The 15,554-nt window shown below is 72.6% G+C and carries 17 protein-coding genes; 8 read left to right on the top strand and 9 right to left on the bottom strand.

Annotated elements, in window-relative coordinates:
* The first annotated feature begins 80 nt into the window (after positions 1-80).
* On the top strand, positions 81-1,220 hold the full coding sequence (gene trpD / locus FMEAI12_RS09115) for an anthranilate phosphoribosyltransferase (protein ID WP_112105676.1): 1,140 nt from the start codon (positions 81-83) through the stop codon (positions 1,218-1,220).
* Between the two features lie 130 nt (positions 1,221-1,350).
* Here the strand turns inward: trpD and FMEAI12_RS09110 are convergent, their stop codons facing one another.
* Genes FMEAI12_RS09110 through coxB form a run of 3 tightly spaced genes read right to left on the bottom strand, consistent with a single transcriptional unit; the run spans position 1,351 to position 4,369 of the window.
* Positions 1,351-1,752, bottom strand: coding sequence for a cytochrome c oxidase subunit 4 (locus FMEAI12_RS09110; protein WP_020459410.1), 402 nt, complete (start codon positions 1,750-1,752; stop codon positions 1,351-1,353).
* Positions 1,749-3,455, bottom strand: a complete 1,707-nt coding sequence (gene ctaD, locus FMEAI12_RS09105; RefSeq protein WP_071061944.1) for a cytochrome c oxidase subunit I — start codon at positions 3,453-3,455, stop codon at positions 1,749-1,751. Before ctaD ends, FMEAI12_RS09110 begins: the two co-directional genes overlap by 4 nt.
* A complete protein-coding gene (gene coxB / locus FMEAI12_RS09100; protein ID WP_235013841.1) occupies positions 3,452-4,369 on the bottom strand; it encodes a cytochrome c oxidase subunit II in 918 nt (305 codons plus the stop codon). The genes ctaD and coxB overlap by 4 nt, the downstream gene beginning before the upstream one ends.
* Positions 4,370-4,814: 445 nt before the next feature.
* Between coxB and FMEAI12_RS09095 the strand changes: the two genes are divergently transcribed.
* Together FMEAI12_RS09095 and FMEAI12_RS09090 are read left to right on the top strand one after the other, a co-directional pair.
* Positions 4,815-5,981, top strand: coding sequence for a cysteine desulfurase family protein (locus FMEAI12_RS09095; protein WP_112105675.1), 1,167 nt, complete (start codon positions 4,815-4,817; stop codon positions 5,979-5,981).
* Positions 5,978-6,217, top strand: a complete 240-nt coding sequence (locus FMEAI12_RS09090) for a sulfurtransferase TusA family protein (RefSeq protein WP_112105674.1) — start codon at positions 5,978-5,980, stop codon at positions 6,215-6,217. Before FMEAI12_RS09095 ends, FMEAI12_RS09090 begins: the two co-directional genes overlap by 4 nt.
* Positions 6,218-6,227: 10 nt before the next feature.
* Here FMEAI12_RS09090 and FMEAI12_RS09085 read toward each other — a convergent pair whose 3' ends face one another.
* Complete coding sequence (locus FMEAI12_RS09085; protein ID WP_071061952.1) at positions 6,228-7,208, bottom strand: carbohydrate kinase family protein; 981 nt, start codon at positions 7,206-7,208, stop codon at positions 6,228-6,230.
* A gap of 242 nt (positions 7,209-7,450) precedes the next feature.
* Positions 7,451-7,813: an iron-sulfur cluster insertion protein ErpA gene (gene erpA, locus FMEAI12_RS09080; protein WP_020459404.1), complete on the bottom strand. Its 363-nt coding sequence runs from the start codon at positions 7,811-7,813 to the stop codon at positions 7,451-7,453.
* Positions 7,814-8,197: 384 nt separating this feature from the next.
* Here erpA and nadA point away from each other — a divergent pair, with 384 nt between their 5' ends.
* From nadA to FMEAI12_RS09065, 3 genes are all read left to right on the top strand, one after another.
* Positions 8,198-9,385, top strand: coding sequence for a quinolinate synthase NadA (gene nadA / locus FMEAI12_RS09075; RefSeq protein WP_112105673.1), 1,188 nt, complete (start codon positions 8,198-8,200; stop codon positions 9,383-9,385).
* Positions 9,385-10,014 (top strand): DUF3043 domain-containing protein, encoded by a 630-nt coding sequence (locus FMEAI12_RS09070; protein ID WP_071061957.1) that lies wholly within the window; start codon positions 9,385-9,387, stop codon positions 10,012-10,014. The genes nadA and FMEAI12_RS09070 overlap by 1 nt, the downstream gene beginning before the upstream one ends.
* Before the next feature lie 108 nt (positions 10,015-10,122).
* Complete coding sequence (locus tag FMEAI12_RS09065; RefSeq protein ID WP_112105672.1) at positions 10,123-11,097, top strand: aldo/keto reductase family protein; 975 nt, start codon at positions 10,123-10,125, stop codon at positions 11,095-11,097.
* A gap of 25 nt (positions 11,098-11,122) precedes the next feature.
* On the opposite strand, the gene FMEAI12_RS09060 is transcribed toward FMEAI12_RS09065, so the two are convergent.
* From FMEAI12_RS09060 to FMEAI12_RS09050, 3 genes are all read right to left on the bottom strand, one after another.
* Complete coding sequence (locus tag FMEAI12_RS09060; protein ID WP_071061962.1) at positions 11,123-11,773, bottom strand: TetR/AcrR family transcriptional regulator; 651 nt, start codon at positions 11,771-11,773, stop codon at positions 11,123-11,125.
* Positions 11,773-12,267, bottom strand: a complete 495-nt coding sequence (locus tag FMEAI12_RS09055) for a nitroreductase/quinone reductase family protein (RefSeq protein ID WP_071061964.1) — start codon at positions 12,265-12,267, stop codon at positions 11,773-11,775. Before FMEAI12_RS09055 ends, FMEAI12_RS09060 begins: the two co-directional genes overlap by 1 nt.
* Positions 12,268-12,445: 178 nt before the next feature.
* A complete protein-coding gene (locus tag FMEAI12_RS09050) occupies positions 12,446-12,658 on the bottom strand; it encodes a hypothetical protein (RefSeq protein ID WP_020459398.1) in 213 nt (70 codons plus the stop codon).
* Positions 12,659-12,952: 294 nt separating this feature from the next.
* Between FMEAI12_RS09050 and FMEAI12_RS37075 the strand changes: the two genes are divergently transcribed.
* Complete coding sequence (locus FMEAI12_RS37075) at positions 12,953-13,129, top strand: hypothetical protein (RefSeq protein WP_165938622.1); 177 nt, start codon at positions 12,953-12,955, stop codon at positions 13,127-13,129.
* A 19-nt stretch (positions 13,130-13,148) separates the two neighbouring features.
* The gene (locus FMEAI12_RS09045) at positions 13,149-14,564 is read left to right on the top strand and encodes a bifunctional adenosylcobinamide kinase/adenosylcobinamide-phosphate guanylyltransferase (protein WP_112105671.1); all 1,416 of its coding nucleotides are present in this window, start codon (positions 13,149-13,151) and stop codon (positions 14,562-14,564) included.
* Between the two features lie 10 nt (positions 14,565-14,574).
* Here FMEAI12_RS09045 and FMEAI12_RS09040 read toward each other — a convergent pair whose 3' ends face one another.
* Positions 14,575-15,234, bottom strand: a complete 660-nt coding sequence (locus FMEAI12_RS09040; RefSeq protein WP_112105670.1) for a TetR/AcrR family transcriptional regulator — start codon at positions 15,232-15,234, stop codon at positions 14,575-14,577.
* Positions 15,235-15,554 lie beyond the last annotated feature (320 nt).

The raw sequence follows: 15,554 nt of genomic DNA, 5'->3' as shown, positions 1-15,554 counted from the left end.
CCTCTTCCCCGGCCGAGTCCCCCTCCCCGGGCGTCACCGCTGCCGGGAGGGCCCGGGCCACCGCCGAGAGCTGGCCGGATCTGATCACCGACCTGATCGCCGGGCAGGCGCTGACCGCCGGCCGGACGGCGTGGGCCATGGAGCAGATCATGGGCGGGCTGGCGACGCCGTCCCAGATCGCCGGCTTCGTGGTGGCGCTGCGGGCCAAGGGTGAGACCGCCCAGGAGATCGGCGGGCTGGTCCGCACGATGCTCGGCTTCGCCGAGCCGCTCACCCTCAGCGAGGAGCTGCGCGCCGCCGCGGTCGACACCTGCGGAACCGGCGGCGACCGCTCGAACACCGTGAACCTGTCGACCATGGCCGCGATCGTGGCGGCCGGCGCCGGGGTCACCGTGGTCAAGCACGGCAACCGCGCGGCGTCGTCGGCGAGCGGGTCGGCCGACGTGCTGGCCGAGCTCGGCATTGTCATTGACCTGCCGCCGGCCGGAGTGGAGGCGTGCCTGGCCGCCGCGGGGATCGCCTTCTGCTTCGCCCCGGTCTTCCACCCGGCGATGCGGCACGTCGGCGCCACCCGCAAGGAGCTGGGGGTGCAGACCGCGTTCAACATCCTCGGCCCGCTGGCGAACCCGGCGCGGCCGGGCGCCCAGACGATCGGTGTGGCCGACGCGCGGCTGGCCCCGGTCGTCGCCGACGTGCTCGCCGAGCGGGGAACCCGGGGCCTCGTCTTCCGCGGCGACGACGGACTGGACGAACTCACCACGGCCACCACGTCGACCGTGTGGGTCGTCCAGGCGCCCGACCCCACGTCCAGCCGCACGCCGGGTTCCACGGCCGGCTCCGTGGCCGGGAGCGCGTCGGAGGCCGCGGCGGTGCGCCGCTCCCGGGTTCGTTCGGAGCACTTCGACCCTCGCGACCTCGGCCTCGCCCGGCCGGACACGACCGCGCTGCGGGGCGCGGACGCCGCCTACAACGCTTCCGTGGCCCGGGCCGTGCTGCGCGGGGAGACCGGGCCGGTCCGCGACGCGGTGCTGCTCGCCGCGGCCGCGACCCTGGTCGCGGTGGACGGCCCCACCGACGCCCTGGTGGCCGAGCAGATCGCGGCCCAGCTCGGGCGCGCCACCGAGGCCGTCGACTCCGGTGCCGCCGCGGCTGCGCTGAGCCGCTGGGCCGAGGCCAGCCAGCTCGCGGCGACGGCCCGGGGCTTGAGCGGCTCCGTCTAGCAGGGCCCCGTCAGGGCCGTCCCCACCCGCCCGAAAACGACTCAGGGGCCGCGGTTCCAGGTCATCACCTGGAACCGCGGCCCCTGACGCGTCCGCGCCGCCGGTTGGCGGCGCGGACCGGTGGTACCGATCAGTCCTCGGGAATCGGCGGGTTCCAGAAGTTCTCCATCACCAGGCACACGGCGAAGGTGAACGTCAGGACCGCGCCGAGGATGGTCATCCAGATACCGAAGGCCAGCCCCATCGCGGCCACCGCGGCACTCGCCGCGAGAAAGAACGGGTAGTAGCTGCCCGGGGTGAAGTGCCCGAGCTCCCCGACACCGTCGGCGACCTCCGCGTCCGGCAGGTCCTGCGGGCGCATGCCGATCCGCCGGCCGGTGAAGACCAGGTAGCCGCCGACGAGGAAGCCCATGCCCGCGCACAGGGTGAGCGCCGCCGTCCCGGTCGGGTCCTTCGCCCAGAACCAGTAGACCAGGGCCATCGCTCCGGCGAAGAAGCCGAAGAAGTTGAAGATGAAGCCTTCTACCTTCATCGCGCGGCTCCCTGACCGAGTTCCGGTGTGGCGTGGTAATCCGCCCTACCGACGACCGCCGGGTAGTGCAGGTCGAACGCGGGTCGCTCGGAGCGGATGCGCGGCAGCGACCGGAAGTTGTGCCGGGGCGGCGGGCAGGACGTCGCCCACTCCAGCGAGTTGGAGTAGCCCCACGGGTCGTCGACCGCGGCGATCGGGCCCTTGCGGTACGAGTACCACAGGTTGTACAGCAGCGGCAGCGTGGACAGGCCCATCAGGAACGAGCCCGCCGTCGCGAGGGTGTTCAGGTTGGTGAAGCCGTCGTTCGGGCCGTAGTCGGCGAACCGCCGGGGCATGCCCTGGGTGCCCAGCCAGTGGAACACCAGGAAGGTGGCGTTGAAACCCAGGAACAGCGTCCAGAAGTGCAGCTTGGCCAGCTTCTCGTTCAGCATCCGGCCGGTGACCTTCGGGAACCAGAAGTAGACACCCGCGAAGGCCGCGAACATCAGGCCGGCGACGACGTAGTGGAAGTGTCCGACCACGAAGTAGCTGTCACTGACGTGGAAGTCGATCGGCGGGCTGGCCAGCAGCACGCCGGTGAGACCACCGAACAGGAACGTCACCAGGAAGCCGACCGCGAACAGCATCGGCGCCTCGAAGCTGATCTGCCCGCGCCACATCGTGCCGATCCAGTTGAAGAACTTGATCCCGGTGGGCACCGCGATCAGGAACGACAGGAAGGCGAAGAAGGGCAGCAGCACCGCGCCGGTGACGAACATGTGGTGCGCCCACACCGCGACGGAGAGGGCACCGATGCTGATGGTGGCGAACACCAGGCCCTTGTAGCCGAACAGCGGCTTGCGGGAGAACACCGGGATGATCTCGGTGACGATCCCGAAGAACGGCAGGGCGATGATGTAGACCTCGGGATGCCCGAAGAACCAGAACAGGTGCTGCCACAGCATCGCACCGCCGTTCTCGGCGTCGAAGATGTGGGCCCCGAACCTTCGGTCCGCCGCGAGCGCCAGCAGCGCGGCCGCCAGCACCGGGAACGCCACCAGCACCAGGATCGAGGTGACCAGCAGGTTCCAGCAGAAGATCGGCATCCGGAACATCGTCATGCCGGGGGCGCGCAGGCACAGGATCGTGGTGATGAAGTTGACGGCACCGAGGATCGTGCCGAGCCCCTGCACCGTCAGGCCGAGCACCCACAGGTCGGAGCCGACCCCGGGCGAGTACAGCTGGTTACTCAGCGGCGCGTAGGCGAACCAGCCGAACGAGGCCGCACCGCCCGGGCTCAGGAACCCGGCGAACACGGTGAGGCTGCCGAACAGGAACAGCCAGTACGACAGCGCGTTCAGCCGCGGGAACGCGACGTCCGGCGAGCCGATCTGCAGCGGCACGAGGTAGTTGGCGAACGCGAACGCCAGCGGCGTCGCGAACATCAGCAGCATCAGCGTGCCGTGCATGGTGAAGAACTGGTTGTACTGGTCGTTGGAGAAGTACTGCAGCCCCGGGCGGGCCAGCTCGCCACGGATGAAGACCGCGAGGATGCCGGCGATGACGAAGAACGCGAACGACGTCAGGAAGTACATGATCGCGATGTCCTTGTGGGACGTCGTCCTCAGGTACCCGAGCAGGTTCGCGATCGCCGGCTTCTCATGGTTCACCGGCTCATGGGCGTGCCCGGCCGGCCCGGCGGGCGACTCGTGCAGAAGGGTCACTGGACACTCCCGGTGGTGACGCCGGAGGACGGCGACGCGCTGATCGCGGCGCTCTCCCGTTCCTCGATGAAGCGGTCGTACTCGGCACCCGGCACGACCTTGACGTAGAACGTCATCCGGTCGTGGTCGGTGCCGCACAGCTCGGCGCATCGCCCGACGAACGTCCCGGTCTTCGTGGCGGTGAGCTCGAACTGGTTGACCCGCCCGGGGACGACGTCCCGCTTGAACAGGAACTCGGGCACCCAGAACGAGTGGATCACGTCCGGTGACGTCAGCACGAACCGGACGGACCGGCCCTCGGGCAGGACGAGCACCGGCGCCTCGCCGGGACGACCGGTGACCTCGACCTGGTTGCTGCCGGGGGTCTTGCCGGTGTCCAGGTACTGGAACTGCCAGTTCCACCGGAAACCGATGACGTTCACCGTCACGTCGGGCTTGTCCGAGAGCTTGGTGATCTCGGACTCGTCGCGAGCGGTGTAGTAGAACAGGCCCGCCACGATCACGACTGGCACGACGGTGTAAAGGATCTCGACGGGAAGGTTGTACCGGACCTGGCGCGGCAGAACGTCACTGCGCTTCCGGAACACGACGACCGCGTAGAAGATCAGGGCCCACACGAACACACCGACGGCCAGGGCGGCGATCACCGAGCCCTGCCACATGTTCAGGATCCGCGGGGTGTGGTTGGTCACACCGTCCGGGAATCCGAAATTGGGGACGTCGCAGGCGGTCGCCAGCAGGCCGACGGCCACCAGCGTGGCGCCCAGGCGCGCATTGACGCGGCGCCGGCGCGGCCGTCGGTGCCCAACCCGACGGCTCGGCGACGCGTCCGCGTCCGCGGTGTCAGCCGGGGCCATCGGCGTGTCCTCGACATCCGCGAGCGACGGCCGGGTCCGACCGAAGGATCTCCTCACCAGGTCCTGCCTCCCACGACTAGCGGCCGCGCGGCCGGCGGAGGAGATCTGAGCCCCGCCACCGCCTCGTGACCGCGTAAACGCTTCGCGGGCCGGCCGGTCCAACCGGCCTCGCTGCTTCGTCTTCCGACTGTCTTCGACACGCTGTAGATGGTGCGGCAGCAGCGTATCCCAGCAGCGGACGAGCTTCTCGCCGCAGGCCCCGTCCGGAGCTGTGAGACACGACCCGCGGGGCATCCTGGACGGGCCGGAGAGCCCTTGATCCGGGCAGATCGGCGGGCGCGCCGTGGGCGCGTTCCAGCTCCCGGCGGGCGTATCCGCCACCCGCATTGTTCGCGGCACCCCGCAAGCCCTTTCCCCGCCGCCCCGCCTGGCTGCGCGAATGCCCCCACGCGGCCCCGCAACGTCCGGCCAGCTGCTCCGGGACGGGCGTAGCGTCACTCTCGTGCCGGCCTATCTCGACCACGCGTCGACCACGCCGCTGCATCCGGTCGCCCGGGAGGCCCTGCTCGCCGCGCTCGACGACGGCTGGGCCGACCCCGCACGGCTCTACCGCGAGGGCCGCCGCGCGCGGATGCTCCTCGACGCCGCCCGGGAGACCGTCGCCGGCGTCCTCGGCGCCCGGACCAGCGAGATCAGCTTCACCGCGAGCGGGACGGCCGCGGCGCACCAGGCGCTGCTCGGCACCGCCGCCGCCCGCCGCCGCGCCGGGCGGGTGGTTGTGGTCAGTGCCGTGGAACACTCCAGCGTCCTGCACGCCGCGCAGCGCCACGAACGTGCCGGCGGCGAGGTCGTCACGATCGGTGTGGACGGCCTCGGCCGCGCCGACCCGGCCGCGTTCGAGGCCGCGCTCGACGCCCACCCGGGAACGGCCGTGGCCGCCCTGCAGCACGCCAACCACGAGGTGGGCACCGTCCAGCCGGTCGCGGCGGTCGCGCGGGCGCTGCGCCGGCGCGGGGTGCCGCTGCTCACCGACGCGGCGACGACGGTCGGGCGGGTTCCCGTCGACCTCGCCGCGCTGGGCGCGGACCTGCTCACCGCGAGCGCGCACAAGTTCGGCGGGCCGCCCGGGGTGGGCATCCTCGCCGTCCGCACGGGCACCAGGTGGGCCAACCCGCTGCCGGCGGACGAGCGGGAGCACGGGCGGGTTCCCGGCTTCCCGAACGTTCCCGCCGTCGTCGCCACGGCTGCCGCGCTCGCCGTGCGCGCCACCGAGATCGACGCGGAGGCGCCCCGGCTCGCCGGCTACACCGAGCGCCTCCGCCGGCGCCTGCCGGAGCTCGTCGAGGACGTCGAGCTGCTCGGCCCCGGCGGCGCCGACCCGGCGGTGGGAGTGCCGCACATCGTGGCCTTCTCATGCCTTTACGTCGCGGGCGAGGCACTCCTGGACGAGCTCGACCGTGCCGGCATCGCCGTCAGCTCCGGGTCGAGCTGCACCTCGGACACCCTGACGCCCAGCCACGTCCTGGTGGCGATGGGCGCGCTGACCCACGGCAACCTCCGCGTGTCGTTCGGGCGGGACTCCACCGACGCCGACCTGGAGGCGCTGCTCGACGCGCTGCCGCCCGCCGTGCGCGCCGTCCGCGAGCGCGCCGGGGCGGCAGGCCTGTGAACGACGGCTCGCCGGTGGCGGTCGTGGACGCGCGCGGACGGCGCTGCCCCATCCCGATCATCGAGCTCGCGCGGCGGATCGGCGACGTCGATGTGGGCGAGATCATCGAGCTGCTCGCCGACGACCCGGCCGCCGCGGCCGACGTGGCCGCCTGGTGCCGGATGCGGGGCCACGACCTGCTCACCGCCGCACCCGGCGCTGGGCCGGGCTCCTACCTCGTCCGCCGCCTGGGTTGAGACACCTGGGTCAGAACGCCTGCAGGCGCGCGGCGACCTCCGCGGCCGCCTCCGGGCCGTAGGCCTCGGTGAGGCGCTTCACGATGTCGTCCTGATCGGCGCTGTACTCCTGGGTGCCGACCGTCTCGAGCACCAGGGTCGCCAGCAGGCATCCCACCTGCGCGGACCGCTCGTGCGACAGCTCCCAGGACAGCCCGGCGAGGAACCCGGCCCGGAAGGCGTCCCCCACCCCGGTGGGGTCGGGGGTGCAGCGCGCCGGGACCACCGGCACCTTGACCGCCGCGGCGCCGGGCGCCTCGATGACGACGCCGTCCTTGCCCAGGGTGGTGACGCGCACGCCGACCCGGCCGAGGATCTCCTCGTCGTTCCACCCGGTCTTCGACGCGAGCAGAGCCTTCTCGTACTCGTTGCAGAACAGGTAGGCCGCGCCGTCGATCAGCGAACGGATGTCGTCGCCCTCCATCCGGGCGAGCTGCTGGGACGGGTCGGCCGCGAAGGAGTATCCGCGCTCGCGGCACTCCTCGGTGTGCCGGACCATCGCCTGCGGGTCGTTGGGGCTGATCACCACCAGGTCGAGCCCGCCCAGGCGCTCCGCGACCGGGCGCAGCTCGATGCTGGCCGCCTCGCTCATCGCGCCCGGGTAGAAGGACGCGATCTGGCAGAGGTCGTTGTCCGTGGTGCACACGAAGCGGGCGGTGTGCGCGATCTCACTCACCCAGACCGACGCGGTGTCGACACCATGCCGGTCGAGCCAGGAGCGGTAGTCGGCGAAGTCCTCCCCGACCGCTCCCACCAGGATCGGGTGCAGGCCGAGGCGCCCCAGACCGAAGGAGATGTTCGCGGCGACCCCACCGCGGCGGATCATGAGCTCGTCCACGAGGAACGACAGCGAGACCCGCTCGAGCTGGTCGGCGAGCAGCTGCTCGGCGAACCGCCCGGGAAAGCGCATGAGGTGGTCGGTGGCGATGGAACCAGTCACGGCAATACGCACGATGGAGCAGCCTACCGGCAGCCCCCGCGCACCCCGGAGGGACGTCGCCCCACAGTGACCCTGCGTCCGACCTTCGACCGTTTCGGAAGAGGGGCGGGCGTTCGGAACAGGGGCGGAAATGGCGGAACCCGGTGTGGCAAGAAGCACCACACCGGGTTCCGTATCGAGGGATCAGCTACCTCCCCCGCCGACCGGAGACGAGACGCGGCCCACCGGGACGGCCCGCGCCCGCCCGCGCCCGATCAGTGGAAGGAGTCGCCACACGCGCAGGAGCCCTGCGCGTTCGGGTTGTCGATCGTGAAGCCCTGCTTCTCGATCGTGTCGACGAAGTCGATCGTCGCGCCGCCGAGGTAGGGGTAGCTCATCCGGTCGACGGCCACCTTGACCCCCGAGAAGTCGAGCACCGTGTCGCCGTCGAGCTGGCGCTCGTCAAAGAAGAGCTGGTAGCGCATGCCAGAGCAGCCGCCGGGCTGCACGGCGATCCGGAGCTGGAGGTCATCCCTCCCCTCCTGCTCGAGCAGGGTCTTCACCTTGCCGGCGGCCGTGTCGGTGAGAACGACGCTGCTCGGCCTGGTCTCGGTCTCGGTTGTGTCCTGCACGGTCATAGGGGCTGCTCCCTGCCCTTGTGGACGTGCCTGGTTCACCAGGCTTGCTGGTACCCAAGGCGGCTTACGCGAGGAGACGCCAACGGGCGACGGCTCCCCACGGGCGGCACCTGCTGTGCCGCCGTTCCTGCTCAACACCGCGAGGCAGGATCCGCTTCCCATCGTAGCCAGCGACTCGCGGGTCGGCCACGACGCGCAAGTGACATCCGTCCGCCATCCGGGGCCCGACCGGACCAGGCCCCCGGGGCCCGACCGGACCAAGTTCGCGCAGACCAGGCGTTCCGGAGTTAGAGTCTGAACGACCATTAGCAGGCGGCCCACAGCGAGGCCACGAGCAGCGAGCGAGGCGACCGGGCCCCCGGTCGGTCGCCCGAAGGAGCGGACATGACCACCAACCCGGCCCTGGAACGCCTGGGCGTCACCGCCTCACCGCTCGCCATGCTCCTGCTCGGGCGCGACGCCGACCCGGGGAGCGAACGGGGCGTGGAGTGCCCCGGCGATCTCCCCCCGGCCGCTGATCCCGACCTCGCCAGGCGGGCCGCCGCCGCCAAGGCCGCGCTCGGCGACGACGTCTTCATCCTGGGCCACCACTACCAGCGTGACGACGTCATCGCCTTCGCGGATGTGACCGGGGACTCCTTCAAGCTCGCCCAGCAGGCCGCCGCCCGGCCGGCGGCGAGCGCGATCGTGTTCTGCGGCGTGCACTTCATGGCCGAGAGCGCCGACATCCTCACCGCCGACCACCAGCGGGTGATCCTCCCCGACCTGGCCGCCGGCTGCTCGATGGCCGACATGGCCACCGCCGAGCAGGTCGAGCAGGCCTGGGACGACCTCCTCGACGCCGGCGTCGCCACCGGCACGGTGCCGGTCAGCTACATGAACTCCTCGGCGGCGATCAAGGCGTTCACCGGCCGCCACGGCGGCACGATCTGCACCTCGTCGAACGCCGAGCGGGCTCTGGACTGGGCCTTCGGCGAGCGGGGCGGCCAGCGGGTGATCTTCCTGCCGGACCAGCACCTGGGCCGCAACACCGCGATCGACAAGCTGGGCATGTCCGAGGCCGACTGCGTGGTCTACGACCCGCGGCGGCCCGGCGGCGGTCTGAGCCGCGCGCAGCTGCGCGACGCACGCATGATCCTGTGGCGCGGGCACTGCTCGGTGCACGGGCGGTTCACCCGGGAATGCGTGGACGAGGTGCGCGAGCGGGTGCCGGGGGTACAGGTCCTGGTGCACCCGGAATGCCGGCGCGAGGTCGTGAGCGCCGCTGACCTGGTCGGTTCCACCGAGTACATCATCAAGGTCGTGGACGAGGCCCCGCCCGGGTCGTCATTCGCCGTGGGAACCGAGCTGAACCTGGTACAACGGCTGGCGAACCGCCATCCTGACAAGACGATCGTCTTTCTCGACCGTACGGTGTGCTTCTGCTCCACGATGAACCGCATCGACATGCCGCACCTGGTGTGGGCGCTCGAGGCGCTCGCGCGCGGTGAGACCGTCAACCGCATCACCGTCGACCCCGAGGTCGCGACCTATTCCCGGAAGGCCCTAGACCAGATGTTGACCCTGCCCTGATGGCGCTGCTGAAGAAGCGGAGCCCCGAGCCCGCGCCCGGCCCGGAGAACGAGGAGCCGTCCGCCGGCGCGGTCGACCAGGCCGACGGTGACGCCGGCGCGAGCGCCCGGGTCACCGCCGGCAAGGGCCGGCCAACCCCGAAGCGGTCCGAGGCACGCGCCGCGCGGACCCGCGGCGGCGCGGTGCGCACCCCGGCGAACCGCAAGGACGCCCGCAAGATCGAGCGGGAGGACCGGCGGGCGCAGAGCCAGCAGTACCGCGCCGCGATGATGGCCGGCGACGTCAGCCGCCTGCCGCCCCGCGAGCGGGCGCCGGAACGCGTCCTGGCCCGGGACTTCGTCGACACCCGGATCAACATCGGCCCGTTCTTCCTGGCCGCGGCGGTGGTGTACTTCGTCGGCGGGCTGGTGCCGAACTCCTACGTCCGGCTCGTCGCCACCTACGTCATGCTGCTCGGGATCGTTGCCGTGGTCGCCGACTCGATCGTGCTGTCGCGGCAGGTGAGCCGGCGGGTGGCCGAGAAGTACCCGGACTCCAGCGTCCGCGTGCGTGCCTACGCCGCGCAGCGGGCCCTGCTGCCGCGCCGCTGGCGGATGCCCCGCCCCCGGGTGTCCCGCGGCGACAGCTGACGGCCGACAGCTGTCGCTCGCGACCGGCGGCTCGCGGCTCGGCGGTGGGCACTACGAGGCACGGCCGGACGTTGGCCGGGCCCGGGAGCTGGTGCGTAGTGTTCCGGTGTGAAGCATCGACGCCTCGGGCGGAGTGGACTGTCCGTCAGCGAGATCTCCTACGGCAACTGGATCACCCACGGTGACCAGATCGAGGCCGACACGGCGAAGGCCTGCGTGCACGCTGCGCTCGACGAGGGAATCACCACGTTCGACACGGCCGACGTGTACGCCCAGACCCGCGCCGAGTCGGTTCTCGGCGAGGCCCTGGCCGGGGTCCGCCGGGAGTCCTACGAGCTGTTCACCAAGGTCTTCTGGCCGACCGGCCCCGGCGAGAACGACAAGGGCCTGGGGCGCAAGCACATCATCGAGTCCGCGCACAACTCGCTGCGCCGGCTCGGCACCGACCACATCGACCTCTACCAGGCCCACCGCTACGACCCGACGGTCCCGCTGGAGGAGACGCTGCGCGCCTTCGACGACCTGGTGCGCGCCGGCAAGGTCCTCTACGTCGGCGTCTCGGAGTGGACGGCGGCGCAGATCGCCGACGCCGCGCGGATCGCCGCCGAGCTCGGCCTGGACAGGATCATCTCCAACCAGCCGCAGTACTCGATGCTGTGGCGCACCATCGAGGCCGAGGTGGTGCCGACCTCCCGCACGCTGGGCATCTCCCAGATCGTCTGGTCGCCGATCGCCCAGGGCGTGCTGACCGGCAAGTACCTGCCCGGGCAGCCGCCGCCCACCGGCAGCCGGGCGACCGGCGCGACCGGCGCGGGCTTCATCGCCCGTTTCATGTCCGACGAGGTCCTGACGGCCGTGCAGCACCTGCGCCCGATCGCCACGGAGGCCGGCCTGACGATGGCGCAGCTCGCCATCGCCTGGGTCCTGCAGAACGACAACGTGGCGTCCGCGATCGTCGGCGCCTCCCGGCCCGAGCAGGTCAAGGACAACGTCAGGGCGGCCGGCGTCGTCCTGGAGCCGGAGCTGCTCGCCCGCATCGACAAGGTGTTCGCCGGCGTGGCGACCACCGAGCCGGAGGCCTGACCGCCACCGCGCGGCGCCCGGGGGTTCAGTGGGCGGTGAAGGCCGCAGCCAGCGCCGCCCACGTCCGGTCGAGGTCCGAGCCGGGCAGGAACCGGTTCGCCAGCTCCAGCACGACCGCGCCGTGCGCCGCGGCCCACAGGGCCTGCGCCGCGTACGGCTCACCGGTGGCCCGGTAGAACGGCTCACCCGACCAGTCCTCCAGGCCGGCCGTCAGGCCCTCGCGCCCGAGCGGGTCGACCGCGGTAAGCCGGTACAGGTTGGGGTGGGCCAGGGCGTACCGCCGGTACTCGGCCAGCAGCCGGCCGACGACGTCGCCCGGGCCGGCCCCGTCGACCACGCGGTGCAGGGCGTCCCCCGCCTCCCACAGCGCGGTCTCGACCAGGGCCGCCTCGACCGCGTGCTTGCCCGGCAGATGCTTGTACAGCGACGGCGCGCGGATGCCGAGCACCTCGCCGAGCCGGCGCATCGTGAGCGACCCCACGCCCTCGTCCTCCAGCAGGCGCCGGGCCGCGCCGATGATCTCCGTCACCCGCGGCGACCGTGTGGGCGGCGTCGGGCGCAGCGCGACCCGCTCAACCGGCACGGCCGGCCGCGGCGGGTCCGCCGGCAGTCCCGTGTCCGCAGGTGGCCCCGTGTCCGCCGGCCGCGGCGCCGCCGGCAGCCGCAGGTCCGTCATCAGGCGGCGGCGAGGATGAAGACCGGGTGCCGCGGCGCGATCCGGCCCAGCTCCTCGTCGGCCGACTCCGGGCCCACGCCGTCGAAGAACACGCCGACCTCCGCCTTCCACTTCTTCAGGTACGCCCGCAGCACCGGGATCTTCTCATCGCCGGCGAGCTCGGCCGCACGGTAGCGGACCCGCCGGCGCCCCACGACGAGCGCCAGCTCGCCGTCGGCGGCCCGCACGTTGCGGACCCACTGGCTGTGCCCGCGCGCGGAGACCAGGTACTGCCGTCCCTCCAGCGTGAGCAGGTTCACCGGCAACCGCCGGGTCTCGCCGGACGTGCGACCGCGGACCTCGAGCACCCGGCTCCCCCACAGGCTCAGCCCGGCCCGGGTGACCAGCGCGACCGGGCGGTTGAGGAACGTGTTCGTGAACCAGTTGGGCCGCCGGTAGTGCCGGGCGTCGTCGTCCCGGGTGTCGCCGATCGGGTTCGCGCCGCTGCTCGCCATTGTGATCTCCCCTGTCTTCTCGGGCTCCGATTGTTGGCTAACAACGTTAGCCAACGAGGTAAGGCTAACACTGTTAGCCGAGGGGGTGTCAACCCGTTCGGGCCCGTTCGGTGGGACTTGGTCCGCGGGCTCTGCTACCCGCGGGCAGGGGCCGGCCTGGCAGCCGGGGAGACGGCCCTCAGGTCACCGGGCGCAGGCTCATCGGCCCGTAGACGCGCCGGCCCGCCTCCAGCAGACTCACCTGCGTCACGCCCAGATCCAGCAACTCTCGCCAGGTCTCGCCGATCCACGTCTCGGCGTCCCCCTGGCTGGTGAACGACTCCGACCCGTCCGCGCCGCCGACCGCCACGACCGAGCCGTCCTCTCCCTCATACCGCCAGGTCCAGCTCACGGTCCACGTCCTTCCCGACGTCCGGCGGCCTCGGCCACCGAGCCGGGGCCACCACCGACCCCGGGAAATGCCCACCACACCATCAAAGCGCGTCCGGACCGGACGCGAGGCCGTCCCGCGCCGCTGGCGATGAGCAACTCATCCGCGGCGCGACCCACCGCGGGACGGGACGGATCCGCGCCAGCCCGTGGATCGGCCCACGAGCAAGGCACCGGCGACCCGAAGGTCGGTAACGTCGAGACCCGCGAGTGACACACGAGCAGCACGGTTCAGCCCGGAGAAAGGAAGGCACCAGTGACACCCGCCTACACCGCCGCGGCGGTACTCGCCGAGACAACCGAGCACCACGACGGGGGAATGGTCTGGTGGGCCGCCTGCCTACTCACCTTCGGCGCGATCGCGGCGCTCGCCGTGGTCCTGACGCTGATGACGCTGTGGGAGCGCAAGCGCCACCCGCACTCGCACTCCTGATCGCCCGGGGTCCGGCGCGGTGCGGCTCACGCTGCTGGGTACGGGCTCGGCCGACGGATGGCCGAACCCGTGGTGCGAGTGCGCCTCCTGCGCATGGGCCCGGGCGCACGAGCCCCGCGGCCAGACGGCCGTGCTCGTCGACGACCGGCTGCTCATCGACTTCGGTCCGGACGTGCCGCGGGCGGCGTCCCGGTTCGGGGTGAGCCTGGCGGGGCTGCGCCACGTCCTCGTCGGGCACGCCCATCCCGACCACCTCGGCCCGGAGGCGCTGATGTGGCGGTCCTGGTCGACCGTCGCCGACCAGCCGCTGGACGTCGTCGCGCCGCCGGCCGCGCTGGAGGTGTGCCGGGCCTTCCTGTGTCGCTGGGAGGGCACCGAGCCGGGCGAGGGCTCCCCGCTGCGCCTGCTCCCGGCCGTCGCCGGCGATCACCTCGAGCTCGGCGGGCCGGGCGAGCCCACCGAGCCGGGCGAGCCCCACAGGCCCGGCGGGCCGGGTTACCTGGTCCGCCCGGTGGCGGCCCGGCACGGTGACGACAGCATCGGGCCGGCGGTGCTCTACGACGTCACCGCGCCGGACGGGGCACGCCTGCTGTACGGGTGCGACACCGCCGTGCCGCTGCCGCCCGCGACGCTCGCCGCGCTGGCCGGCCGCGCGTTCGACGTCGTGCTGCTGGAGGAGAACAACGGCGACCGGCCCGGGTTCGGGGAGCATCTCGACCTCCCGGACTTCGCCGAGCTGGTCGCCGAGCTGCGCGGCCTGGGCGCGGTCGTGCCCTCGACCCGGGTGCTCGCCGTCCACCTCAGCCACCGCAACCCGCCCGGTGGCGAGCTGACGGCACGGCTCGCCCGCATCGGAGCCGAGGCTCCGCCGGACGGCAGCGTCCTGGAGATCCCACCCGGCGGGGCCCTCCCGGACGGCAGCACGGCGGCGCCACGCCGGGTACTGATCACCGGTGGCACCCGGTCGGGAAAGTCCGCCCAGGCCGAGGACTGGCTGCGGGCAGAGCCCGAGGTCGTCTACGTCGCCACCGGGTGGGCGCCGGACGGGTCCGATCCCGAGTGGGCCGCGCGGGTCGCCGTCCACCGGGAACGCCGGCCGGCCCGGTGGCACACCGTGGAGACCCAGGAGCTGGAGCCGCTGCTGCGCTCCCCCGGGCCGGCGCTGCTCGTCGACAGCGTCTCGCTGTGGGTGGCGGCCCGGCTGGACGATCCGGACTTCGGCGCGGCGGTCGACCGGCTCGTCGAGGCCTGGCGCGCCACGCGCCGGCGGGTGGTGGCGGTGACGGACGAGGTCGGGTCGGGGGCGGTGGCGCCGACCGCCGCCGGGCGGCTGTTCGCCGACCGCCTCGGTCAGGTCAACGCACGGCTCGCCGCCGAGTCCGACGAGGTGTGGCTGGCCGTCGCCGGCCTGGCCACCCGGCTGCGGCCCGCCTGACCCAGCCGGGTTACCGCGCGGGCGGTCGCGGCTGCGGCCGGTGGTCCTCGCGGATGCCGTCCGCCAGCAGGTCCAGTGCCCAGGTGACCGCGCCCGTCGCCGCGTCCAGGTCGAGCTTCCAGGCGGTGACCAGCCGTTCGTAGACGTGCCCGGTCCAGAGGATGTCCAGGATCGCGGCCGCCATCCGCCGCTGGGTGTCGGTCCATTCCGCCGTCGGCGGGGCGACCGCGCGGGCGAGCGCCTCGCGCCGGCGGCGGTCGGCGGCGCGGGTGGGCTCGACGGCTTCCCCGCTCAGGCCCGGCGAGGCGGCGAAGCGGTCCAGGGTCGCCAGCCCGCCGGCCGCGGTGTCGGCGAGGTTGTCCAGGTCGAGGCCTTCGTAGACGACCCCGGCCTCCTTCTCGAGGTTGCGAAGGATGGCGTCGTGCAGCTCGCCCTCGGTGGCGAAGTAGCGGTGCACGGTCCGCTTGCTCACGCCGGCGCGCTCGGCGACCGCGCGGAACGTCAGGCCTCGCCAGTCCCAGGTCGGGAACGAGTGGACCAGCGCCGTCCCGGCGGCGACTATGCGCTCCCGCGTCTGCGCGGTCTGCGCCCGGCGCACCGGGCTGTCGTAGCGGCGCGTCTGCCGGGCTGGATCGCTCCCGTCCGTGTGCTGGTCGACCGGAAGGCTCATGGCGGCTCCTCGGGCTGTCGCGCCGGGGCGGGACCGGACGCCGGGCAGTGGGAGTGGCGGGGACAGCGGGAGCGACGCAAGCCGGTTGACGGTCCAATTAGTGTCACTATTGTAGTGACACTAAAGCTCCCGGCGCTCATGCCGCGGCGCACCGGCAGCGGCGCGCCCCCGTGGCCCACCAGGAGCCCACGCGATCAACGAGGAGCGGCTGTGAAGCGGTTACTGATCGACGGAAAGCTTGTCGAGACCGAGCGGACGGTCGACTCGATCAACCCCACGACCGGCGAAGTCATCGGCCAGGCCGCGGACGCGACGGTCGA

This window comes from Parafrankia sp. Ea1.12 (genome assembly GCF_900465275.1).
Classification (GTDB): Bacteria; Actinomycetota; Actinomycetes; order Frankiales; family Frankiaceae; genus Parafrankia; species Parafrankia soli.
The sequence above is the reverse complement of the archived record's forward strand: the minus strand, read 5'-3'. Positions and strand labels throughout refer to the sequence as shown.